This window comes from Longivirga aurantiaca (assembly GCF_042660085.1).
GTDB classification, from domain to species: domain Bacteria; phylum Actinomycetota; class Actinomycetes; order S36-B12; family CAIYMF01; genus Longivirga; species Longivirga aurantiaca.
Genome location: NZ_JBHSTI010000003.1, coordinates 21,443 through 43,961, shown reverse-complemented (window position 1 = coordinate 43,961; position 22,519 = coordinate 21,443). Strand labels below are relative to the sequence as shown.

Annotated in this window: 24 protein-coding genes, 1 tRNA gene and 1 pseudogene; 10 read left to right on the top strand and 16 right to left on the bottom strand. The window is 71.1% G+C overall.

The window, feature by feature from the left end; translation table 11 throughout:
* From ACFQGU_RS03605 to ACFQGU_RS03590, 4 genes are all read right to left on the bottom strand, one after another.
* Positions 1-442 (bottom strand): GAF domain-containing protein (locus tag ACFQGU_RS03605; protein ID WP_386763995.1); only part of this gene is annotated, 442 nt, incomplete at its 3' end.
* 48 nt (positions 443-490) lie between these two features.
* A complete protein-coding gene (locus ACFQGU_RS03600; protein WP_386763994.1) occupies positions 491-1,672 on the bottom strand; it encodes an FAD-dependent oxidoreductase in 1,182 nt (393 codons plus the stop codon).
* A gap of 1 nt (position 1,673) precedes the next feature.
* Complete coding sequence (locus ACFQGU_RS03595; RefSeq protein WP_386763993.1) at positions 1,674-1,871, bottom strand: ferredoxin; 198 nt, start codon at positions 1,869-1,871, stop codon at positions 1,674-1,676.
* 4 nt (positions 1,872-1,875) lie between these two features.
* Complete coding sequence (locus ACFQGU_RS03590; protein WP_386763992.1) at positions 1,876-3,036, bottom strand: cytochrome P450; 1,161 nt, start codon at positions 3,034-3,036, stop codon at positions 1,876-1,878.
* Between the two features lie 391 nt (positions 3,037-3,427).
* On the opposite strand from ACFQGU_RS03590, the gene ACFQGU_RS03585 reads away from it, so the two are divergent.
* The 7 genes from ACFQGU_RS03585 (at position 3,428) to ACFQGU_RS03555 (ending at position 10,117) form a co-directional block, all read left to right on the top strand.
* Positions 3,428-4,786, top strand: coding sequence for an aldehyde dehydrogenase family protein (locus ACFQGU_RS03585; RefSeq protein ID WP_386763991.1), 1,359 nt, complete (start codon positions 3,428-3,430; stop codon positions 4,784-4,786).
* A gap of 90 nt (positions 4,787-4,876) precedes the next feature.
* Positions 4,877-5,173, top strand: a complete 297-nt coding sequence (locus tag ACFQGU_RS03580) for an indolepyruvate ferredoxin oxidoreductase subunit alpha (protein WP_386763990.1) — start codon at positions 4,877-4,879, stop codon at positions 5,171-5,173.
* Positions 5,174-5,187: 14 nt separating this feature from the next.
* Positions 5,188-6,303 (top strand): zinc-binding dehydrogenase, encoded by a 1,116-nt coding sequence (locus tag ACFQGU_RS03575; protein ID WP_386763989.1) that lies wholly within the window; start codon positions 5,188-5,190, stop codon positions 6,301-6,303.
* Positions 6,304-6,376: 73 nt separating this feature from the next.
* The gene (locus ACFQGU_RS03570) at positions 6,377-7,852 is read left to right on the top strand and encodes an aldehyde dehydrogenase family protein (protein ID WP_386763988.1); all 1,476 of its coding nucleotides are present in this window, start codon (positions 6,377-6,379) and stop codon (positions 7,850-7,852) included.
* Positions 7,853-7,887: 35 nt separating this feature from the next.
* Positions 7,888-8,625: a gamma-glutamyl-gamma-aminobutyrate hydrolase family protein gene (locus ACFQGU_RS03565; RefSeq protein ID WP_386763987.1), complete on the top strand. Its 738-nt coding sequence runs from the start codon at positions 7,888-7,890 to the stop codon at positions 8,623-8,625.
* A 34-nt stretch (positions 8,626-8,659) separates the two neighbouring features.
* Positions 8,660-9,835 carry an iron-containing alcohol dehydrogenase family protein gene (locus ACFQGU_RS03560; protein ID WP_386763986.1) on the top strand — a complete coding sequence of 392 codons (1,176 nt, stop codon included), beginning with the start codon at positions 8,660-8,662 and terminating at the stop codon, positions 9,833-9,835.
* 84 nt (positions 9,836-9,919) lie between these two features.
* Positions 9,920-10,117: a hypothetical protein gene (locus ACFQGU_RS03555; protein WP_386763997.1), complete on the top strand. Its 198-nt coding sequence runs from the start codon at positions 9,920-9,922 to the stop codon at positions 10,115-10,117.
* On the opposite strand, the pseudogene ACFQGU_RS03550 reads toward ACFQGU_RS03555, so the two are convergent.
* The 7 genes and pseudogenes from ACFQGU_RS03550 to ACFQGU_RS03520 form a co-directional block, all read right to left on the bottom strand.
* Positions 10,062-10,424: pseudogene (locus ACFQGU_RS03550) on the bottom strand (pyruvate dehydrogenase); the annotation flags it as partial. The gene ACFQGU_RS03555 and the pseudogene ACFQGU_RS03550 sit on opposite strands and share 56 nt — an antisense overlap.
* Positions 10,424-11,305 (bottom strand): trans-sulfuration enzyme family protein, encoded by an 882-nt coding sequence (locus ACFQGU_RS03545; RefSeq protein WP_449280323.1) that lies wholly within the window; start codon positions 11,303-11,305, stop codon positions 10,424-10,426. The pseudogene ACFQGU_RS03550 and the gene ACFQGU_RS03545, both read right to left, overlap by 1 nt.
* Before the next feature lie 163 nt (positions 11,306-11,468).
* Entirely contained in the window at positions 11,469-12,212 is a 744-nt protein-coding gene (locus ACFQGU_RS03540; RefSeq protein ID WP_386763985.1) for a transposase, read from the bottom strand.
* Positions 12,131-12,685 carry an IS110 family transposase gene (locus ACFQGU_RS03535; RefSeq protein WP_386763996.1) on the bottom strand — a complete coding sequence of 185 codons (555 nt, stop codon included), beginning with the start codon at positions 12,683-12,685 and terminating at the stop codon, positions 12,131-12,133. Before ACFQGU_RS03535 ends, ACFQGU_RS03540 begins: the two co-directional genes overlap by 82 nt.
* Before the next feature lie 306 nt (positions 12,686-12,991).
* The gene (locus ACFQGU_RS03530; RefSeq protein WP_386763984.1) at positions 12,992-13,129 is read right to left on the bottom strand and encodes a hypothetical protein; all 138 of its coding nucleotides are present in this window, start codon (positions 13,127-13,129) and stop codon (positions 12,992-12,994) included.
* 3 nt (positions 13,130-13,132) lie between these two features.
* Entirely contained in the window at positions 13,133-14,221 is a 1,089-nt protein-coding gene (locus ACFQGU_RS03525) for an IS110 family transposase (RefSeq protein WP_386763983.1), read from the bottom strand.
* Between the two features lie 518 nt (positions 14,222-14,739).
* Positions 14,740-15,102 carry a hypothetical protein gene (locus ACFQGU_RS03520; RefSeq protein WP_386763982.1) on the bottom strand — a complete coding sequence of 121 codons (363 nt, stop codon included), beginning with the start codon at positions 15,100-15,102 and terminating at the stop codon, positions 14,740-14,742.
* A gap of 454 nt (positions 15,103-15,556) precedes the next feature.
* Between ACFQGU_RS03520 and ACFQGU_RS03515 the strand changes: the two genes are divergently transcribed.
* Together ACFQGU_RS03515 and ACFQGU_RS03510 are read left to right on the top strand one after the other, a co-directional pair.
* The gene (locus tag ACFQGU_RS03515) at positions 15,557-15,790 is read left to right on the top strand and encodes a DNA-binding protein (protein WP_386763981.1); all 234 of its coding nucleotides are present in this window, start codon (positions 15,557-15,559) and stop codon (positions 15,788-15,790) included.
* 139 nt (positions 15,791-15,929) lie between these two features.
* A complete protein-coding gene (locus ACFQGU_RS03510) occupies positions 15,930-17,033 on the top strand; it encodes a tyrosine-type recombinase/integrase (protein ID WP_386763980.1) in 1,104 nt (367 codons plus the stop codon).
* Between the two features lie 35 nt (positions 17,034-17,068).
* Here the strand turns inward: ACFQGU_RS03510 and ACFQGU_RS03505 are convergent.
* The 4 genes from ACFQGU_RS03505 to ACFQGU_RS03490 form a co-directional block, all read right to left on the bottom strand.
* Positions 17,069-17,145: transfer RNA gene (locus ACFQGU_RS03505), tRNA-Thr, on the bottom strand.
* Between the two features lie 122 nt (positions 17,146-17,267).
* Positions 17,268-18,854 carry an alpha/beta hydrolase gene (locus ACFQGU_RS03500; RefSeq protein WP_386763979.1) on the bottom strand — a complete coding sequence of 529 codons (1,587 nt, stop codon included), beginning with the start codon at positions 18,852-18,854 and terminating at the stop codon, positions 17,268-17,270.
* A gap of 176 nt (positions 18,855-19,030) precedes the next feature.
* Positions 19,031-19,861 carry a PSP1 domain-containing protein gene (locus ACFQGU_RS03495; RefSeq protein WP_386763978.1) on the bottom strand — a complete coding sequence of 277 codons (831 nt, stop codon included), beginning with the start codon at positions 19,859-19,861 and terminating at the stop codon, positions 19,031-19,033.
* 78 nt (positions 19,862-19,939) lie between these two features.
* Complete coding sequence (locus tag ACFQGU_RS03490) at positions 19,940-20,794, bottom strand: alpha/beta fold hydrolase (protein WP_386763977.1); 855 nt, start codon at positions 20,792-20,794, stop codon at positions 19,940-19,942.
* Positions 20,795-21,098: 304 nt separating this feature from the next.
* On the opposite strand from ACFQGU_RS03490, the gene ACFQGU_RS03485 reads away from it, so the two are divergent.
* On the top strand, positions 21,099-21,923 hold the full coding sequence (locus ACFQGU_RS03485; RefSeq protein ID WP_386763976.1) for a hypothetical protein: 825 nt from the start codon (positions 21,099-21,101) through the stop codon (positions 21,921-21,923).
* Between the two features lie 94 nt (positions 21,924-22,017).
* Here the strand turns inward: ACFQGU_RS03485 and ACFQGU_RS03480 are convergent, their stop codons facing one another.
* Positions 22,018-22,515: a MarR family winged helix-turn-helix transcriptional regulator gene (locus ACFQGU_RS03480; RefSeq protein WP_386763975.1), complete on the bottom strand. Its 498-nt coding sequence runs from the start codon at positions 22,513-22,515 to the stop codon at positions 22,018-22,020.
* Between the last annotated feature and the right edge of the window lie 4 nt (positions 22,516-22,519).

The window sequence follows — 22,519 nt, the reverse complement described above, 5'->3', positions numbered from 1 at the left end:
TGGGCACGATGAGACAGGAGCGGAACTCGCTCTCCTGCAGCTCGGGGAAGATCACCACGCGCGGATCCTCGGCCAGCTGTTCGCCGATCAGCACCGGACGCCGCATCAAGGCGGACCATCCCGCCAGCCCCTCGCCCGGACGCAGGAAGATCCGCCCGACGAAGGCCTTCTGATGGCCCTCGGTCGCCGAGCGAAGGACGAAGCGGCCGCCCTCGTTGTCCCAGAGGTAGACGAATGCACCGCTTGCGTCGATGGCTCGCACGACGGCCTCGACCGAGCGCTGCAGGAGCGAGACTGCGTCGCGCGACTGGTTCAGCGCCTCGACGAGCTCGTTGAGGAGCGCCCCGCGGCGCTCGGCGTCCCGCAGCGCCTGGTGCAGGATCTCGACGTCCGCGGCGGCCAGGGCGGCGGCCGACGCGCTCGTGCTCTGCTTCCGCGGCAACGCTGGACCTTTCACGAGTGGTGCGGCTCGACGATCATCCCTCGGCCATCATCCCTCGGACGGTGCCCAGTCCGCGACGGATCCCGGCTGCGTCTGGAGCATGGCCACCAGACGTTGCGCGTTCACGCCGACATAGGCGACGACTGCGCCACCGAACGTGGCCTGGTAGAGGGCGCCGTGGGTCTTGGGCACCTCGGCGACGAGATGCAGCGCGGCCCCCAACGGAATGGAGCCCAGCACCTGGACCATCCGTCCGAACTGCCGGGTCCAGAAGTACGGGACCTCGTCCGGACCCGCGCCGTCGCCGAGGATCTCCCGGGCGACCGCCTCTCCGTCGATCCTGGCCGCGGTCCAGGACTCGCTGCGTACCAGCGAGCCGCCGGCGTCGCGCTGGAAGGCGAAGTCGCCCGCCGCGAGGATCCCGTCGAAGACCCTGCCGTCGAGGTCGACGAGCCGACGACGCCGGTCGACGACCGCGGTCCCCACCGGCCCGGCCGGACCCATCAGCATGAGGGGGGCGGGCACGCTGCCGACCGCCGTGATCATGCAGTCGAACACCTCGGCGGCACCTGTGCTGCGCACCGCCTCGACACGCCCACCGTCGCCGAGGGCGGACACCTTCGTGATCTTCGTGTCCAAGAGCAGCCGCACCCCCGCATCCCGCGCCCAGCCGGACACCTCCTCCCCGAGCGCGCCGCCGAGCAGTCTCTCCATCGGCGCCGACGCCGGGTCGACCACGGTGACCTCGGCGCCGTCGGACGCGAGCGTCGACGCGAGCTCGAGTCCGAGGGGCCCGGCGCCCTCGATGAGGAACCGTGACGCGCCGGACCTGCGCAGCTCCCTGACCCGCCGGGCGTCCTCCGCGAACCGCACCGTGATCACGCGGTCGGGACGGCCCGGCAGCGTGCGAGCCAGCGACCCTGCCGCGAGCACGACGGTCTCGGCGGTGAGCGATCGACCGGATGCCAGCCGGACGGCCCGACCCATGAGGTCGACGGCGACCACGCAGTCCGCGAGCCAGTCCACGGCACCGGGCGCCCACGGCGGCCGCTGGGTGAGGTGGTCCTCCTCGGCCAGGAAGGCCTTGGTCAGCGGCGGCCGGTCGTAGGGAGCGTGGGGATCCGGGTCGACGACGAGGACGTCGCTCCCCCGGCCGGCATCCTCCAGCGCCCTGGCCACGGTGCAGCCTGCGAGGCCACCCCCGACGACCAGGACGCCGACGTCGGACACGTCAGTCCTCGGAGATGACGATGGCCAGCTCGGGGCAGTTGGCGGCCGCGGTGCGTGCCTTGTCGGCGAGCTCGGCCGGCACCTCTCCGCCCCGCTGCGCGCTGGCGAATCCGTAGTCGTCCACCTCGAAGACCTCGGGGGCGAAGATCATGCAGCGGTTGTGCCCCTGGCACTTGCTGGAGTCCACCTGGACCTTCATCGGATCAAGCCTCTCGGACGAATCGGATGTGAAGCGGACCGACGCCGTGCCACTGCTCGGTGGGGTCCACCGCCTCGAAGAGCGGAGTGCGGGCGAGGAACTCGCGGAGGGCGACGACGACCTCACGGCGTCCGAGGTTGGAGCCCAGGCACCGGTGCACCCCCACGCCGAAGGCGAAGTGCCGGTTCTGCTCCCGGTCGATGACGATCTGGTCGGAGTCCTCGTAGGCATCCTCGTCCCGGTTACCCGAGCCGAAGGCGAGCACCACCCGATCGCCCTTCTTGATCGGGCACCCACGCACCTCGACGTCCTTGAGCGCCGTGCGCGCCATGCCCTGCACCGGTGCCAGCGTCCGGAGGAACTCCTCGACCGCTGCGGGGATCAGGTCGGGGTTCTCACGGAGCCGCTGCTGGTCAGCGGTGTTGCGCGCCAGGTGCCAGAGGCCGGCCCTGATGGTCCACGCGGTCGTCTCGAGACCGGCGATGAACAGCAGGTACTGGTAGCTCATCAGCTCGTCGTGAGTGATCGGCCGGCCGTTGATCTCGGCCTTGAGCAGGCGTCCCGTGATGTCGTCGATCTCGGGCTCGTTCCGGCGCCGCTCGACGAGCGCCTCGAGGTACGCGTGCACCTCCTGGGAGGCTCGTGTCGCGTCCTCGGCGTCCTCCGCCCGGGCGAAGATCCGGTCGATCCACTGGTCGAACAGGTGCCAGTCCTCGGGGGGATAGCCGATCAGGCTGCTGAAGACGATCATGGGGAGCGGGCGCGCATAGGTGTGGCTGACGTCCACGACGTCCTGCTTGAGAGCCTCGTCCGCGAGCTCACGAGCGGTCTGGACGACGAACGGAGTCAGCTCGTCGACCGCGGACGGGGTGAACAGCGGCAGCAGGATCCGCCGGTAGTGGGTGTGCTCAGGCGGGTCGACGTCGATGGGGATCATCGGCTCGACGTTGCCGAGATCGGGCAGCAGCATCGAGGGCGTGACGGAGTAGGTCTGCCAGTCCTGCTCCGCGTTGAAGATGTCCTCGTGCTTCGTGAAGAACCAGAACCCGCCGTAGCGATCGCTCCAGCCGACGGGGCACTCGGAGCGGAGGTCCCGATAGGTCTCGAAGATGTTGTCGAGCGCTTCGCCGTGGAAGTCGAAGTCTCGAACGGGCTGCTGCGTCATACTCGATCTCCCTGCGAGCGAGTCGTCCTGCGGAACGTCGTGAGAGGCCGCGCCGCGAGCGCGCTCGGGTAGCGCGCCCGGTGCGGTGGGGCGGCGGACATGCGACCGACCCTCCCCACCTCGTCACGACCGGGTCTCCTCGGCCGCGACGTCCTCGTCGTCCACGACCCTGCGACCTCAACCGGACAGCGGTCCTGGTCGCCGGATCGTGCATGCTCATCCAACTCCGACGCCGCACGTGGCGGTGTGGGCCGCGTGGCGACTCTCGCCGCGACCCTGTGTGCAGCGCGCACATTGATGGTCGGCGTCGGGCGCCGGAGGGTTGGCGCGTCGCGGCGATCGGCTCCGTCCACCGCGCCCACGCACCCGAACCGTCGGAACCGAGGCCCCCATGTCGCAGATCGTCAACCCGTCCAACCTCGAGGTCATCGCAGAGCCGACCGTCACCCCGGTCGAGCGCATCGATGAGGTGGTCGAGCGGGCGACGCGCGCACAGCGGCAGTGGGCAGGACTCCCTCAGCGCCGTCGGATCGAGGCGCTCCGCCGTCTCGCCGAGCTCATCCGTGCCGACGCGGAGACCCTCGCGCAGGTGGAGACCGCCAACGTCGGCAAGCCCATCGGCGACAGCCGCGGCGAGGTGGCCATGGTGGCCGACACCTTCGACTACTACGCGGGAGCCATCGACAAGAGCTTCGGCGACACGATCCCGGTGGACGGCGGACTCGACTTCACGGTGCGCGAGCCGATCGGCGTCGTCACCGTGATCGCACCGTGGAACTTCCCCCTCGTCATCGCCGCGTGGAACATCGCACCGGCACTCGCCTGCGGGAACGCGGTCATCGTGAAGCCGGCGGAGCTGACTCCGCTCTCCGTGCTCGAGCTGGAGCGGATCTTCGCCCAGGTCGATCTTCCCGACGGGCTCTTCCAGGTCGTCCACGGCCCGGGATCGACCGTGGGCGCCGCCCTGACGGAGCACCCCGGGGTCGGCAAGATCAGCTTCACCGGCTCGACCCAGACCGGCCAGACGATCATGCGCGCCTCGGCCGGCACGATGAAGCGGCTCACCCTGGAGCTGGGCGGCAAGTCGGCGGCGGTCGTGTTCGCCGACGCCGACCTGGAGAGGGCGGCCTCGGCGAGCACGGGAGCCGTCTTCGGCAACTCGGGCCAGGACTGCTGCGCACGGAGCCGGGTGCTGGTCCAGCGCGACGTCTACGACGAGTTCGTCGCCTTGTTCGTCGCCGCGACCTCGACGTTCACGGTCGGCGACCCGCTCGACTCCACGACGGCCATGGGCCCGCTCGTCTCCGCCCCTCATCTGGACAAGGTGCGGTCCTTCCTCGACCCGGCGCTCGACATCGTCGCCCCGGTCCCCGGACCGAGCGGTCCGGGCCACTGGATGGCTCCGCACCTGGTCCTGGACCCGCCGCGCGAGCACCGGATCGTGCGCGAGGAGATCTTCGGGCCGGTGGTGGCGGTGCTCCCGTTCGACGACGAGCAGGATGCGATCGCACTGGCCAACGACACGATCTTCGGCCTGTCCGGGTCGATCTGGACCCGCGACCTGGGCCGGGCGATCCGGGTGGCCAGGGGGCTGGAGTCCGGGTCGATCTCGGTCAACTCCAGCACCTCGGTGCGGCTGCAGACACCCTTCGGCGGCTTCAAGCAGTCAGGGTTCGGCCGCGAGCTCGGAATGGCCGCCATGGACGGCTACACCGAGCTCAAGAACGTCTTCATCTCCACCGCCGAGTGATGACCGACGCCGGGGCGATCCGCCGCGCCGCCTCCACCGCTCCGGGTCTCCGGGCGCACCCCGGGCCCGGCCCAGCTCACGGGAACTGACATGCCCTACGTCATCTCCGAGGTCTGCGCCACGAGCATGGACCGCTCGTGCGTCGACGTCTGCCCCGTCGACTGCATCTACGAGGCCGGCGACCAGCTCTACATCCACCCCACCGAGTGCATCGAGTGCGGCGCCTGCGAGCCGGAGTGCCCGGTCGAGGCCATCACCTTCGCCGACGGCGGCGCCGACCTGGATCGCGCGCGCCGTCTCTTCTTCGAGGTCCTGCCCGGCCACGACTCCCCGCTCGGCTCCCCCGGTGGCGCGGCCGAGCTGGGTGCCATCACCGCCATCCCCTGACGCGAGGTAGTCGCATGCCCCTTCCCATCACCGCCGCCGTGCTGCTCGACGGCAGCGACCGCCTCACCCTCACCGACGTCCTGCTCGACGATCCGCTCGACCGTGAGGTCGTCGTACGCACCGAGCACGTGGGGCTGTGCCACAGCGACGTGCACTACGTCGAGGGCTCGCTCGGCATCGACCGGCCGGCCGTCCTCGGGCACGAGGTCGCCGGCATCGTCGAGGCGGTCGGGGCGCAGGTCAGCCGGGTGCGGGTGGGGCAACGCGTGGTGGCCACCGTGACGCCCTCGTGCGGACAGTGCCCGCACTGCCTGGCCGGACGTCCGACGCAGTGCAGCCGCGTGGCCGAGGTGCGTGCCCGCCCCCGCCCGCGGTTCGCCCTCCCCGACGGCACGCCGGTCCAGGCGCTGGCGGACATGGGCGCGTTCGGCGAGGCCTTCCTGGCCTCCGAGGACTCCCTCGCCATCGTGCCGGACGACGTCCCGTCGGTCGTCGCCTGCCTTCTCGGCTGCTGCGTCACGACGGGGGTCGGGGCGGTGGTCCACGGTGCCCAGGTGAGGAGCGAGGACACGGTGGCGGTCATCGGGTGCGGCGGCGTCGGGATCGCCGCCCTCCAGGGCGCCCGGCTGGCCGGGGCCCGCCGGATCGTGGCCCTGGACAGCCAGCCGGCGAAGCTCGAGGTGGCGCGACGCTTCGGCGCGACCGACACCCTCCTCTCCCAGGGCGACCCGGCCGACGTGGTCCGCCGGCTGCACGACCTCGTGCCGGGAGGCGTCTCGCACGCCATCGAGGCCGTCGGCAACCCGGCCACGGCGGCACTGGCCTTCGACCTGCTCGCACCCGCCGGGACGGCGACGGTCCTCGGTCTCATGCCCGAGGGACGCACGATCGGCATCCCCGCCGACGCCCTCGTGTACGGCGACCGGCGGATCCAGGGCGCCTACATGGGTGCCAACCGCTTCCTCAGCGACGTCGACATGTTCGTGGACCACTACCGGTCGGGTCGTCTCGACCTCGACGGCATGGTGACCGAGGTGCTGCCGTTCGACCAGATCGACGAGGGGCTACGTCGCATGCGCGACCCCGGCACGATCCGCGTGGTGCTCCGCGTCGGGGCGGGTGCGGCATGACGGCTCCAGCCACTCGCATGCGGTCGCCGATCCCCGGACCGGCGACCGACCCGACCCCGAGGAACGGATGACGATGGCGACCCTCCCCCCGTTGCAGCCGCCCCGACCCCAGGTCGACCTGGTGGACGGAGCCTGGCAGGAGCCCGCCGTGACCCTGGGCTCGCTCGCCGACCCCAACACCGGTGCCGTGCTCGCGCCCCAGCTCGCCACGGCGTCGGACCAGGTGGAGCGGGCCCTGGCCGCCGCCGACGCCCTGCACCGGAGCGGGGCGCTGGCCACGCTGTCCATCGACGTGCGCGCGGCCGTCCTCCAGGACATCGCCGCCGGGCTGACGCTGCGTGCGGCGGACCTCGCCTACGAGGACGCGATGTCCACCGGCAACGCCATCCGGGTGGCGCGGGCCATGGCCGCCTACATCGGCCCGCGGGTGCTCGGCTCGCTCGAGCAGCTGCGCTCCGTGGGCGAGGCGGACGTGCTCGACGCGGACCGCAGCGTGGTGCTCCTGCGCCGACCGCTCGGTCCCGCTGTCGTGCTCGCCCCGTGGAACGCACCCACCTTCGTCGCGGTGGCGAAGCTCTCGAGCGCGCTCGCCGCCGGCTGCCCGGTCATCCTCAAGCCGTCGGAGTGGGCGCCCGGCGGGTGCCAGATCGTCGCCGACGTGGTCGAGGAGGTGGTGCGCCGCCACGGGCTCCCGCCGGCGACGTTCCAGCTGGTGCACGGCGCCGCCGCCGTGGGCTCCCAGCTGGCCGGCGACCCGCGCGTGCGCGCGATCTCGTTCACGGGCGGGGCACCGGCGGGTCGCGCGGTCGCCACGGCCGCGGCGCCGCACTTCACCGCCCTCCAGCTCGAGCTCGGCGGGCACAACCCGGCCGTGGTCCTCGACGACGCCGACATCGAGCTCACCGCAGCCGCTCTCGTCGACGGCATGACCAAGCTCAACGGCCAGTGGTGCGAGGCTCCGGGGAAGGTTCTGGTCCCGCAGCACCTGCACGACCCGCTGGTCGAGGCGCTGCTGGACCGGCTCGGCTCGGTCGTCGTCGGCCACTGCCTCGACGAGGCGACGGACGTCGGGCCGCTGGCGTACGAGCTGCACCGCTCACGGGTCGAGGAGGAGGTCGACCGGCTGGTGGCAGCGGGCGGCACCCGCCTGGCCACGGCCGAGGTCCCGGACCTCGACGGCTGGTTCTTCGCGCCGTCGCTGATCGTGGGGCTGCCCGCCGCCGCCTCGACCCGGGAGCTGTTCGGGCCGGCGATCACCGTCCACGCCGTGCCGACGGTGGCCGACGCCGTCGCCGCGGCGGAGGGACCGGAGACCGGCCTGGCGGGTTTCGTGTTCGGAGCGGACACGGCCGCTGCGCTCGAGGTGGCCGCGCGCATCCCGGCGGGCGAGGTCCGCGTCAACGGGTGCAAGCTCGCCGACCTCGCCGACGGCTCGGAGCAGACCTTCTGGAACAACGCCGGGATCGGCGGGCACGGCCCCACCGACATGGTTCGGTTCTTCCAGGGCCGCCGGACCATCGGCGTGGACGACCCCGCCCTGCCCATCTGATCGACCGCGAGCACGACCGACGAGAGGCAGGCAGCATGACGACGCGACCGGTGATCGGGATCCCCGCCGTGTTCACGACGGCGCAGTGGGGGTTCTGGCACGAGCACGCCCACCTCGTCGCCGACACCTACCTCGCGGCGGTCTGGGAGGCAGGCGGGCTGCCGATCATCGTGCCGCCGCTCGGGGGCGGCGACCCCGACGCGATGGACCAGGTGCTCGAGCGCGTCGACGGTCTCCTGCTCGTCGGCGGCGCCGATCTCGATCCCCTCGAGTACGGCGAGCACCCGCACGAGCTGCTCGAGGAGACCTCGCACGTGCGGGACAGCTACGAGATCCCGCTCGTCCGCCGCGCGATCGAACGGGACGTCCCCCTCCTCGGCGTGTGCCGCGGCCTGCAGGTGATGAACGTGGCGGGTGGCGGGACGCTGCACCAGGACCTCGTGCACGCGGGCTTCTCCGACCACCGCCCGGCACCCGGGCACCTGGACCACACCACGTTCCACGAGACGCGGGTGGCGGAGGGCACCGCCCTGGCGGGCATCGTGCGCGCCGACACGCTCCAGACCAACTCCCACCACCACCAGGGCGTGGCCACGGTCGCGCCTGGCGCCACGGTCGCGGCGCGGGCCACCTCGGACGGCTGCGTCGAGGCCCTCGAGTGGCCTGCCAACCGGTTCACCGTCGGGGTTCAATGGCACCCCGAGAAGCCCCGCATGACCGCGTTCTTCAGTGCTCTTGTCGAGGCGGCGTCGCAGCGCCGTACCGACGCCTGACCACCTCGAGACGACCAACGGAACGGAGCACCCCATGTCCCAGCCGATCACGGCCTTCGCCAACCACCTCCCCGTCAGGATCCGTTTCGGCGAGGGAGTGGCCGACACGCTGAACGACGTCGTGCGCGAGGCGGGCGACACGCGGGCCTTCGTCATGCTCGACGAGGGGATCGAGCAGTTCAACCCCGCGGCCGCGGCGCTGGTGGGCCAGCTGACGAACGACGCCGGGCTCGAGACCACCTTCTTCCACAAGCCGGCCGGCGAGCCGAGCATCGAGATTGTCGACGACGCCATCGCCACGCTCGCCGCGTCCGGAGCCGGCGTGGTCGTGGCGATCGGGGGCGGCTCGGTCATCGACACGGCCAAGGCCGCCCGCCTGTGCGCGGAGCTCGGCGTGGACTTCCGTGGCTTCCTCGCCTCCGACCGCACCTACCCGACGCCGTCCCGGTCGCTGATCGCGCTGCCCACCAGCGCCGGCACCGGCTCGGAGGTGTCCGGCGGCGCGGTCATCTCCGACCTGCAGAACAACACCAAGTCGGGCATCGCCAACCCGAGCCTGCGTCCGCAGTACGCGCTGGTCGACCCGCGGCTGACCTACTCGATGCCACCGTCGATGACCGCCAATACCGGGATCGACGCGCTCGCCCAGGCCATCGCCGGCATGGTGGCGAAGGTGCGCACACCGATCGGCGACGCGATCGCGCTCGAGGCGATCCGCATGATGGGACGCTCGCTGGCCCGGGCGACCAAGGACGGGTCGGATGCCGCGGCCCGCGCCGACATGGCGTGCGGCAGCACGATGGCGGGCCTGACGATGAACATCTCCGACTGCACGGCGGAGCACTCGCTCGGCCAGGCGATCGGCGGGGTCAAGCACGTGCCACACGGCCTCACCATCGGCCTCGTCCTCGCCGAGACGCTCGAGCGTGAGGCTGCGCACGTCCCGGACCAGCTCGAGCGGGTGGCCGACGCCCTCGGCGTCCCCCAGGACGGCACCTCGGACGGGTCGCGCTGCGTGCGGGCGATCCGACAGATCCTCGCTGACCTCCGGTTCCCGGTCCTGCGCGACGTCGGCGTGACCGAGGACGAGCTGGACCTGCTCACCGATCTCGCCCTGCAGGACTTCTTCGTCACCATGTCGCCCGTCGCGTGGACCAGGGACGAGGTGCACGCCGCGTTCCGGGCCGCGTACGACCTCGAGACCCGCTGACCCCTCTGCCCGACCACAGCAGCACGGCCCGGGGCCGACCGACCGCCGTGGCCGCGGAGACGCCCGCCCAGGACAGGACCCGCCATGGCCGACAGCGCCCGGCTCAAGCAGCACGTCCACCGGCACTACCCCACCGTCGACCGCGGCCACGGGGTCTTCCTCTACGACACCGATGGCAAGCGCTACCTGGACGGGTTCGCCGGACCGATGACGGTGAGCATCGGGCATCCTTGGTGCGCGACGGATAGGGTTGCAGGCCACCACGCGCGCGCAGCCGGGTGAGGTAGGACCGGTCGAGATCGCCGAGCAGATAGTTCATCGCGTGCAGCACAGGCGACGCGTGCGGCTTCACCGCCACGCGGTCCTGTGCCTCGAGATGGGCGAACCAGAGCGCGGTCATCGCTGTGACCAGTGACGCGCTCGACGCCTGGTGCCCACCGACCTTCACCCCGTCGCTGGCATCACGGTCGTGGTTGGCGGAGTCGACCATCCGCACGGCCAGCCACAGCACCCGACGCTGGATCTCGTCGAGCAGCTCGAGGTCGGCCTCGCCGCCAGACGCGAAGGAACGCGAGTGCCATTCCACCATCACGGCGCACGTAGTGCGTTGTCGAGATCGGCGATGAGGTCCTCGGCGTCCTCGAGCCCCACGGACATACGCAGGAGGGACTCGTGCGGGCGCGCCGAGGCCTCGACCGGTCGGTGCGTGAGCGAGGCCGGATGCTGCACCAGCGAGTCGATCCCCCCGAGGGAGACCGCGTGAGTGATCAGCTGCAGCGATTCGACGACGCGACGCGCAGCAGGTCCCTCGCTGAGCACGTCGAGCGCCAGCAGACTGCCCGGCCCGGCCTGCTGCTTGCCCAAGAGCCCCAATGGATCGGCGCCCGGCAGGCTCGGGTGGTGCACCGCGGTAACGGCGGGATGGCTGCTGACCCAGGTCGCGATCTCGGTGGCGGTGCGCTGCTGCGCTTCGACTCTCAGCGGGAGCGTGGGCAGTCCGCGCTGCAGCAGATAGGCGGCGAGCGGGTGCAGCAGAGCACCCGTGATCGCCCGCACCCCGCGCAGCCGCCCGGCCCAGTCCTCCTCGCACGCCACTACACCTCCGATCACGTCGCCGTGGCCCCCGAGGAACTTGGTCGCGCTGTGCATGACCAGGGCCGCGCCGTGCTGGGCGGGCTGCTGGAGGACGGGGGTTGCGAACGTCGAGTCGACCAGCACGGGCACCTCACCCGCCTGCGCCACGACGTCGGAGATTTCGAGCAGCTCCAGGGTCGGGTTCGTCGGCGTCTCGCAGATCACCAGCCCCGTGTCCGGGCGGTTCTTGTCTTCGAACACCTCCATGGCGAGGGACTGCTCGACGCCTGAGTACATCGGGCCAGAAGCGAGCCGCACCCCCGGCGGGGGTGACCGTGACTGACATCGGCGAACGGCCCTCCCGACCGACCTGGTCCATGAGCGGCGGCCGACCACCGCGCAACCATCGGACCGTCCGGCTTCCCCTTGCGGAACGTTGGCGCAGCGAGCTGCTCAGGCCCAGCGTCCACTGACCCGAGAATGACGTGCACGAGGGCGCGACAGCATCCGGCGCGGCCCGGATGAACTGCCCCGTAACGGTTTCCGGCGGTCGTAGGTGTTAGGCGACGGGGTCCAGGACGACGGTGTGGCCGAGCCGTTCGAGCTGGGCGACAAGGCGCCGTGCGTGCGCCTCGTCATTGCGCTTGGTCAGCCAGTCCGGCCCCAAGTCTTGGTAGGGCTCGTCGCGCACGAGCATCCAATAGGCGGAGACCAGCCTGGAGTGCGCGACGGCGACCGCCGCTCGACCGTGGCCTCGCCGGGAGGCGATCCGTTTGAACTGCGATGCGAGGTAGGTGTTCTTCGTGCGCGATGCGGAGTTCGAGGCCTCGACCAACATTGACGTCAGGAACTTGCTCCCCCGGCGGGATCCCGCCGGCGTTCGCTTCCCGGCCGACTCGTGGATCGCAGGGGCCAGGCCGACCCAGGCCGCCAGGCGCTCGGGCGACCCGAACTTCGACATGTCGCCACCGGTCTCGGCGATGAAGCCCTGCGCAGTCACCAACCCGACACCCGGGATGGTGCCCAGCAGCTCAAGCTGCCGCGCGGAGGGCACCATCCGGATCTCGAGCTCGGCGTCGATGCCCCGAAGTCCGGTCTCGGTCTGCTCCAGTTTGGTTGCCGCTGCCCGACGATCGCCGCGTGGTGATCGTCGAAGCGCCCGGTCAACGCATCGGTCAGATCGGGATCTTGCGCCGCAGCGTGAGTGCGCGAGGTCGGCCATCACCGCCGCGTCCCGCTCGCCGGCCACCAGCGCAGCGAGCATCTCCCGCGACGACGTCGCGGTGATGTTCGACGCGACCACCGACAGCTTGATCGAGGCGCCTCGAGCAGCTTCTCCAACCGACCCGCGGCCCGGGTCCGATCCCCCATCAGCTGGAGCCGGTACGGCGTCAGGTTCCGCAAGGTGCGGACCTCCGGCTGCGGCACGAACGACGGACTCACCAGCCCGTGTTCCAGGAGCTGAGCGATCCACTCCGCATCACGCACATCGGTCTTGCGGCCGGGGACCGCCTTCATATACGCGGCGTTGAGCAGCCAGCACTCCATCCCTTCCTCGAGACAGTAGAAGGTCGGCTTCCAGTACGTCGCGGTCGACTCCATCGCCATCAGCGTCACACCGCACTCCTCGAGCCAGTCCGCCATCACCACCAGCGACCTGGTCATCGTCGCCGAACATCCGCGTTTCCGACGACCGGTGCCCGGTGTCCGCACGCACACCGTCACCGTCGCCTTGCCGACATCGATCCCGGCAACCCGGCCGAACAACACATCCATCACGACCACCCCCGACCATCAGCGAACGAGACGCCACCCGGAGGGACCTCTGCCATGGATACAGACCCACGTGCTCGCAGCAACAACTTCGACACACCCGAGGTCCCCGCACCGGACTCTTCTTCGGGCTCTCCGGCACCAGAGTGAAAGGGCGTCGCCGAGCGGCCCCACCATTCTCATCCCCACAACCCAACGATCAAGATCGCCAGCGCGGACTGACCCGAGAATGAAGTGCACCAGGGCGCGACAGCATCCGGGCGCAGCCCGGATGAACTGGCCCGGAACGGTTTCCGGCGGTCGTAGGTGTTAGGCGACGGGGTCCAGGACGACGGTGTGGCCGAGCCGCTCGAGCTGCGCGACCAGGCGTCGGGTGTGCGCCTGGTCGTTGCGCTTGGACAACCAGTCAGGGCCGAGGTCCTGGTAGGGCTCGTCACGGACCAGCATCCACTAGGCCGAGACGAGCATGGAGTGCGCGACCGCCACCGCAGCGCGCTTGCCGCTGCGACGCGAGGCCAGGCGCGCGTACTGAGCGGCGAGGTAGGTCCCGTTGGACTGCGCTGCGGAGTGCGCACCCTCGACCAGCGCCGCGGTCAGCCACTTGTTGCCCCGCCGCGAGCCGGCGGGTGTGCGCTTGCCGGCGGACTCGTGCACCGCAGGTGCGACACCGACCCACGCCGCCAGCGACTCCGGCGACCCGAACCGGGACATGTCCCCGCCGGTCTCGGCGATGAACGCCTGGGACACCACCGGACCGATCCCGGGGATCGTGCGCAGCAGATCGAGCTCGTGGGCCCACGGCGTCATCTCCGCCTCGATCTGCGCATCGAGCCGGACCAGCGCCTCATCGACCAGGTCGAGCTCACGCAGCATCGCCCCCACCAGCAGCGCGTGGTGATCGTCGAACCGGCCGATCAGCGCCTCGGTCAGGTCAGGGATCTTGCGGCGCAGCGAGGAGTGCGCCATGTCGGCCATCACCGAAGGGTCCCGGTCACCGGCCACCAGCGCGGCCAGCATCTCCCGCGAGGAGGTCACGGTGATGTTCGAGGCCACCGACGACAGCTTGATCGAGGCATCCTCGAGCAGCTTCTCCAGCCTGCCCGCATGCCGGGTCCGGTCACCCATCAGCTGCACCCGGTAGCGGGTCAGGTTCCGCCGCCGGCGCACCGACGGCGGAGGCACGAACGAGGGCCGCACCAGCCCGTGCTCGACCAACTGCGCGATCCACTCCGCGTCACGCACGTCGGTCTTGCGGCCCGGCACCGCCTTCATGTGAGCCGCGTTGAGTAGCCAGCACTCCACCCGGTCCTCCAAGCCGTAGAACACCGGCTTCCAGTAGGTGGCGGTCGACTCCATCGCCGCGACCTGCACACCCTCCTCGACCAGCCACTCGCCCAGCACCTCGACGTGGCGGGTCATCGTGCGGAACGTGCGGATCTGCGAGACCCGCCGCCCCCGCTCCCCCGGTGTGCGCACGCACACCACCACCAGCTTCTTCCCGATATCGAGCCCCGCCACCCGATCGAAGACGACATCCATCACGCGCCTCCGCACCCTCATGGCCCCGGCACTGCACCGGCGCCACGGCGCCACCCGGAGGGAGCTCTGGACGGGAGACAGACCCACGCGCTCAACGGCAGCAATCCGGCGACCCGGGCACCCCGCACCGCACTGTTCTACGGGCTCAGCCGCACCAGAGTCTTTACGACGTCGCCGAGTGACCCACCCATTCTCACCACCACGGTGAAACGATCAAGATCGGCAGCGTCCACTCCTCTGGCTCCAAGGAGCATTCGGCCGTCGCGGCCCGATTCCGCAGCCACAGCAGGCACTCTGGCGCCCAAACCATGCCGCAGCAGATGTCACAACCCGGCACGGCTCGAGCGGTGCGGTCAACTGGCCCCTCGTGCAGTTGCGGTGCGCCTTGCGGGCGTCAGGAGCCGAGCCACAAGGCGAACGATGACGGCCGCCGACTCCGTCACGGGCAAGACCTAGAACGCCGCACACACTGGTATCTGGATACCCCGGCGCCAGCGGTCGGGTGGTCCACTCGCCGGTCAGCTTGATTCCCAGGAGCCCGGGAGGAGCACGCGTTCGGCCTCCGAGAGAGCGTGCGCCGCCCGGGCCAGCAGCAGGAGCAGGTGGGCTGACAGCCCCAAGGCTTCGGCGTCGTCGACCAGGAAGGCCACGGCGGCACGCGCCGACACCAAGCGCTCGGCCGGCCCGCCGGAGCGCACGCCGTGGCCCGTCGTCCTCGTGCTCAGAGTCTGCAGGATGGCGCTCAGGCGCCCCGTGGCGCCGACGACGCCGAGGGACACGACGTGGTCGCGCCTGTGCCGGCGCAGATCGGCCAGAAGGCCCACCAAAGCAATCTCCAGCGCCGCCCGCGCGGGGGCTCCCGCATCGTCGACGTCGTCCATGGTGGCCTCCAGTTCGCCAAGGTGACCGATGGCGAACGAACCCGCGTCAACGTCACGTGCCCACCTGTGGACAACACGCGAAGCCGAATGCGTCGATCAAACAGCGAGGCAACGACCTCGATGCCGCGGCCGGAGTCGGGGTCCTCAACGTGCGGGAGCCCATGGACGCACTGACGGAGTCGGTGACGGACTCCATGACAGCGCCGGCACCGCCCTTGACGCCGTGACGGAGTCGGTGACGGACTCCATGACAGCGCCGGCGCCACCGTCCATGTCGTGACGGAGTCGGTGACGGAGTTGGTGACGGAGTCACGCACCATCGTCCACTGATGACGGAGTCCGTGACGGACTCGGTGACGGACTCGGGCAGCGGCCGATGCGTGTCGAGGCCTCTCGACGCGCACCTGGTGGTACCTGCCGCTGCCAGGTGGCACCCACCCGCCAGGAGACGCCCATGACCCACATCGAACTCGCGCAGCTCCCGCCTCTCGTCGACCTCCCCACAGCTGCAAGCGTCCTGGGCATCGGTCGCGGGCTGGCCTACGAGCTTGTCCGCACCGGCGCCTGGCCCACCCCGGTCGTGCGCATGGGCAAGCTCATCCGCATCCCCACCGCCTGCCTTCGGCGGGTGCTGGACGGCGAGGTGCTGACGGAGGCTGCGCCCAGCGTCGCCGACCGCCAGCGCTGAGCGATCTCCGCGTGTCGTCCACAGGCCGGCGCGCCCACTGCTTGTCCGCTGTCGGCGGTGGCTGCGATACCGGAGGAAACCGTGCTCCAGGAGTCTCACCATGATCAACAAGACCGAGGCGGGCCGCTACCGCGTCCGCGTGAAGGTCCGCGGCCGCGTCGTCGCCGACCAGACCTTCGCGCAGCGCCGCCAGGCCGAAGCCTGGGAGCGGCAGCAGCGCGCCCGCATCGACAGCTCGGGCTGGGTCGATCCCGCCCTGGGCCGGGCGACGCTCGCCGAGCTCGCCGCGCAGTGGCTGCCGGTGCGCGAGCCTCAGGTCGAACGCCGAACCTTCCAGAGCGACCAGAGCGCACTCGCCGTCCACATCCTGCCCACCCTCGGCAAGAAGCCCATCGGCGTCATTCGGCGCACCGACGTCGAGGAGTTCGCCCGCACCCTGGTCAGCGACAAGCGGCTGTCGCCGGCAACGGCGACGCGCGTCCTTGCCACGCTCAAGGCCCTGCTCAGCTTCGCCACCCGCGACGGCCGGATCACCCAGAACGTCGCCTCCGACGTCACCGTCCGCCGCGCACCCGGACGCGGCCGAGATGAACAGGCTCAGCGGGCACGACCCCTCACGCTCACAGCCCTCCGCGCGCTGTACCAGGAGCAGCTTGAACGCAGCCCGCAGGCAGACATCACGCTGGTGCTCGGCCTCACCGGCCTTCGCTGGGGCGAGGTCGCGGGGCTGCGCGTCGGCGACGTCATGATCGGCACCTCCGTCACGGGAGGGACGACCATGACGCTGGACGTGAGCCGGACCGTCATCTACGACCACGGCGGAGGCAAAGCCAGCCTGAAGCCGTACCCCAAGGGGCGCCGGCGCCGGAGCGTCCCCGTCGCCAACGCCGCCGTGCCGCTGGTGCTCGCCCGCATGGAAGGCAAGGGCCATAATGAGCCGCTCTTCTCGGCACCCGGCGGCGGCTTGATCAGCGAGTCGAACTGGAGGCGCGCCGTCGGTTGGACGACCGCTGTCGGTCACCGGCCCCACGACCTGCGCCACACGGCGGCGTCGCTATTCATCGCCGCCGGCGCCGACCTCAAGAGCGTCCAGTCGCTGCTCGGCCACCAGTCCAGCCGGACCACCCACGACACCTACGGGCACCTGCTGTCCGCCGACCACCTCAACAGCGCCGTTCGCAGGCTCGACACGATGATCGGGGACGAGATGGGGACGAGTGACCCGGAAAGCCAGCCCAATTGAAAGCGCCACCGGCGGTATCACCGCAGGTGGCGCTGTGGAGCCGCCTATCGGAATCGAACCGATGACCTACGCATTACGAGTGCGTCGCTCTGACCGACTGAGCTAAGGCGGCGTGGTCGCCGCAGGCGGCGAGCACGAGTCGGAACGATACCCGACCCCCGGCCATGCCTCCGAATCGGCCGTACGCCGTTCGCGGCCGACCGCTGCACCCGTGAACGGGAGCGAAACCGCAGGTCAGCGGCAGATGGTGCCGTCGGCCGGCGGCTCACCGGTCACCAGGTAGGTGTCGATCGCCTCGTCGATGCAGGGCGACCCCATGCCGTACGCCGTGTGCCCGTCGCCGACGCGGGTCAGGAGCACACCGCCCTCGAGCTGCTTGGCAAGGGCCTGCGCCCAGGGGTACGGCGTGGCCGGGTCGTACGTGGTGCCGACGACGAGGATCGGCCCGGTGCCGGGCGCCGTGATCTCGCCCGGCGTGCCGGTCGCCTCGACCGGCCAGTAGCCGAAGACGAGGGTGCCCCAGCCGAGGTAAGCGCCGAAGACCGGCGACTCCTTCTCCCACATCGCGGCCATGTCGGCCGACTCCGCCGTCGTCGGTCGGTCCGGCCGGTCGACGGCGCTGATCGACAGGAACGACGAGTAGGGGTTGTAGGCGAACTTCCCGTCCTCGGTCCGCTGCACGCGCGCGTCGAGCATCGACAGCAGCACCGAGCCGTCGCCCTCGAAGGCGAGCTGCAGGCCGAAGCGCAGCTGCTCCCAGTCGAACGGCGGCACGTAGAGATAGCCGAGGATCGCGTTGGCCGCGAGCGCCTGGGTCAGCGGGCGCTTCGGGTCGCCGGTGGCGAGCGGGTTCGCGTCGAGGTCGTCGAGGAACTGCTTGATGCGGTCGACGCCGGCCTGCTCGTCGCGCGGCAGCGGGCAGTCGGCTTGCTTGGCGCAGTCCTCGACGAAGTGCTGCAACGCGAGCTCGAAGCCCTTGGCCTGGCCGTGCAAGAGCTCGTTGTTCGACAGCGCCGGGTCGAGCGCGCCGTCGAGCACCATCCGGCCGACCTTGTCCGGGAAGAGGCCGGCGTACGTCGCTCCGAGCAGCGTGCCGTACGACGCGCCGAGCCAGTTGAGCTGCTTGTCGCCGAGCGCCGCGCGCAGCACGTCGATGTCGCGGGCGGCGTTCTCGGTGCCGATGTGGGCGAGCAGCTTCGAGGAGTTCTTCGCGCAGGCGTCGGCGAACTTCTTCGAGTCCTTCTCGAGCTGCGCGACCTCCTCGGGGGTGTCGGGCGTCGCGTCGGCTGCCATGAAGGCGTCGGTCTGCGCGTCCGTCAGGCACTTCACGGCGTCCGACCTGCCCACGCCTCGCGGGTCGAAGCCGACGACGTCGTAGACGTCGCGCACCTTCTCGTCGACGACGGCGCGGGCTGCGCGCGCGTAGTCGACGCCCGAGCTGCCGGGGCCGCCGGGGTTGAGCACGAGCGAGCCGATGCGGTTGGCCTCGTCGGCCGCGGGCAGCTTGATGAGGGCGATGGCGAGGGTGTCGCCGTCGGGCTGGGAGTAGTCGAGCGGCACCGTGAGATCGGCGCAGCGGAACGACCCGCCGCAGCCCTTCCACGCGATCTTCTGGCCGTAGAACTGCGCGAGCCCGTCACCGCCCGACGACGGCGACTCGGACGACGAGCCGCTCGGCGTAGTGGTGGGCGTGACCGACGTGCCGGGGTCCGGGGCCTGCGTGCAGGCGGCGAGCAGCGCAACCGATATGAGTGCCGCCGACCCGTGGAGCACACGCCGGGTGCGCGAGCCCGGGAACAGTCGGTTCGGGCGAGAGGTCACTGCGCGGGCTCCGGACTGCAGACGGTGGGGCAGGACCACCCTGCCATCTTCCGAAGGTGGGACGCCCCGCCGACGCCGCGAGTTCCGCCGTCACCCGCACGGGCGGGCCGTCCCGGGTGGCCGACGTCACCGCGCGTGACGCCGTATGGCACGCGAGCAGCTCGAGCAGCCGGTGGTCAGCGGGAGTCGTAGGCCGCGCGGCTCGCGCAGACCGAGGCGCGGTCGCAGACCGTGGCCTTGCCGCCCGCCTCGAGGCGTACGACGACCTGGTCGCGCGGCACGTCGTGCGCCACGACCTTGCCGTCGCCCTCGGGCGTCTCGACCTTGGTGCCGACGGCCGGCGTGGTCGCGCGGAACTCGTCGTAGATCGGGTGCTCGTACTTCAGGCAGCACATGAGCCGGCCGCAGGCACCCGAGATCTTCATCGGGTTGGCGGGCAGGTCCTGGTCGCGCGCCATGCGCACCGTGACCGGCTCGAAGTCGACGAGGAACGTCGAGCAGCACGTGTCGCGGCCGCACGAGCCGATCCCGCCCTGCACGCGCGCGTCGTCGCGCGCCGACAGCTGCGTGAGCACCACCTTCGCGTCGATCGTCTGCGCGAGGTCGCGGACGAGCTGGCGGAAGTCGACGCGGGTGGGAGCGGTGAAGTAGACCGTGGCGGTGGCGCGGCCCGACTCGTGGCCGACGTCCGACCAGTCGACGCCGCTCACCTTCATCGGCAGCTTCGACGCGCGGATGAGCTTCTGCGCCGCCACCTGGATCTCGGCGCGCTTCTTCTTGTTGGTCTCGTCGCGGCGCTCGTCCTCCTGCCCCGCTCTGCCAGCGCAGACGGGCAGGCCGCCGACATCGTCGCTGACCCACTCCGGGCCCCACACCACCTCGGCCACCTCGGGCGAGGACGACGTCGGGTAGAGCACCTTGTCGCCGACCTTCGCCGTCACGTCCCCGGCGTCGAGGTAGTAGAGGCGACCGGCACGGGTGAACGTCACCGCCATCATCATCGGCACGACGCGCACCTCCTGCCGTCGGCGTACGACGGTCGCTGCACGTCCACGTGGCTCGTCATCCGCGGGATCCTCTGCACCTCAGCCGATCCGGGCGAGGATCGCGTCGACGAGCGCGTCGGGGTCCTCGTCAGGGATCCAGTGGCCGCGGTCGGTGAGCACGCGCATCTCGAAGTCGTTGCGGCACCACTCGCCGCACCCGCGCGCGGCCTGCGCGCCGATCGCGACGTCGTCGTTGCCCCACACGAACGTGGTCGGCACGTCGACCGGTCCGATGTCCTTGAACTGGTCGCCGCCCATCGCGGCGTACCACCGCAGCGACGCCTCCATCGCGTCGTCGTCGCTGAAGAACTCGACGTACCGCTCGACGTCGACCTTGTGCACGGCATCGCCGTACACCTCGCGCAGCGCCTTCGCGCCGTCGCGCAGCAGCACCTGCGCGGCCTTGCCGGGCGCGGTGCGGAACAGCGCCATGTACGCCGACTTCTTCCACTGCACGGGGTCGGACTTCAGCGCGGCGTTGAACGCCTGCGGGTGCGGCACCGAGACGGCGGTGAGGGTGCGGACGAGCTCGGGGCGCTGGGCGGCGAGGGCCCAGGCGACGACCGCGCCCCAGTCGTGCCCCACGACGTGCGCGCTCTCCCAGCCGAGCGCCTCGATCATGCCGACGGCGTCGTGCACGAGGTGCGGCAGCGCGTACGCCGAGACGTCGACGGGGCGGGTCTGCGGCGAGTAGCCGCGCTGGTCGACCGCCACGACCTTGCAGCCCGAGCTCGCCAGCGGCGGGATGACCTGCCGCCACGACAGGGAGGTCTGCGGCCAGCCGTGCAGCAGGAGCACGGGGATGCCGTCGTCCGCCCCCGCCATGACCGCGTCCAGCACGACCGAACCCAGCACCGGGTCGTCCAGATGCAGCTCCGCGCTCTCCACCGGCATCCCCCGAGCCTACGGGGTTCCACATGAAGGCGACCTTCATCCAATAGAGCAGTACTCAGGTTCCCATCATCGTCGTGAGCCGGATTGCCGCGGCGGACGTGCACTGGATCTGGGCCTTCTGGTCGGATGCGTACACCCGCACAGATCACGCCGTGGGCACGACCGGCCCCGACCGGGCCCGCTTCCCTTGTCTCATGGTGGGAAGGATTGTTCGGGTCTATTGGATGAAGGACTCCTTCATCGCAAACTGCCGGGTCGGGGATCGGGCATGACCGGGGCGGGGGTGCGGGCTTACCGTGGGGGTGTGGGCAAGGACGTCGCCAAGCTGGCCGAGCGGGTGACCGCGCTCGTCGAGCAGGGGCTCGACGTCGCGGAGGCGTACGCGCTCGCCCAGGGATCGGGCACCAAGGCCACCCGAGAGCACGCGAAGGCGATGGAGGCCCACGCCAAGGCCGTCACCAAGCACCAGAAGCGCGTCGTCGACCTCCGGTCGCGCGCGGTCACCAGCACCGCGATCGCCGCCTCGGCAGGCACGCTCGGCCTCATCGACGCCGCCACCGTCGCCACCGACAACGGCGTCATCCCCGGCGCACCATGGTGGTGGCTGCTGGGGTCGGCCCTGTTCGCCGTCCGTGCCGTCAGCGCCCGGCACCGCTCGCGCACGATCACCCCGCCCGAGCCGCCCACGATGTCTGCCATCACCCGCGCCGACGACCTGCGCCGCGACGCCATCGGATTCACCGAGTCGCAGGGCCTGGCCGCCGTACGCCGGCAGCTCGTCAGCATGGTGCCGGCCGTCGCCTCGCTCCACCCGGACGCCGGCAAGGAGCTCAAGGCTGCCGACGACGAGGCCGCGCCCGCATTCACCGCGCAGGTCGCCCGCCTCGCCGTGCTCGACCAGGTGCGCCGCGAGCTGCCCGGCTCGACCGCCGCGACGGCCGCCACGGACGCCGCCGAGCAGGTGCGCGGCCGGCTCGCGCAGGGCGTCGCGGTCTACGACCGGCTGCTCGCCGCCGCCTCCACGATGCTGGCCTCGCCCGACCTCGGCCGCAGCGGCGACGACGTGCTCGGCCCGGCCGCCGACGCGCTCACGGCGTACGCCGAGGGCCTGCGCACCGCATCGTCCTGACGCCGGCAGGCGTCTCGAGTTACTGCCCAAAGGGTCGCTGAGCGATGCCCTTCAACGACCATTCGGGCAGTAACTCGCGAACGACGACGCGGGGTCAGAAGTCGCCGGCGCCCTGGCGGTAGCGGCGCAGCACCGAGACCAGGCTGGTCACCTGGGACGCCGGGAGCCCGGGATCGGCGAAGACCTGCTCGTTCAGCGCTGCGGTGGCCTTCTCCGCGAGCGCGGAGCCCTCGGGGGTGATCTCGACCAGGGTCGAGCGGCGGTCGTCCGGGTGCGGCGTGCGTACGACGAGGCCTGCGGCCTCGAGCCGGTCGACGGCGTTGGTCACGCTCGTCTGGTGCACCTGCAGCCGCGACCCGAGCACGCGCATCGGCAGCGCGTGCCGCCGCGACAGGTGCAGGAGCATGAGCGTCTCGTACCGCGCGAACGAGATCCCGAGCGGCCGCAGCACCGCCTCCACCCGCGACATCGCGATCTGGTGCGCGCGCATGAGCGAGGTGATCGCGGCCATGCCGTCGGCGGCGTCCTCCCACCCGTGCGCGACCCACTGGCGGTGGGCCTCGGCGATGGGGTCGCGCGGCTCCTCGGTCACCGTC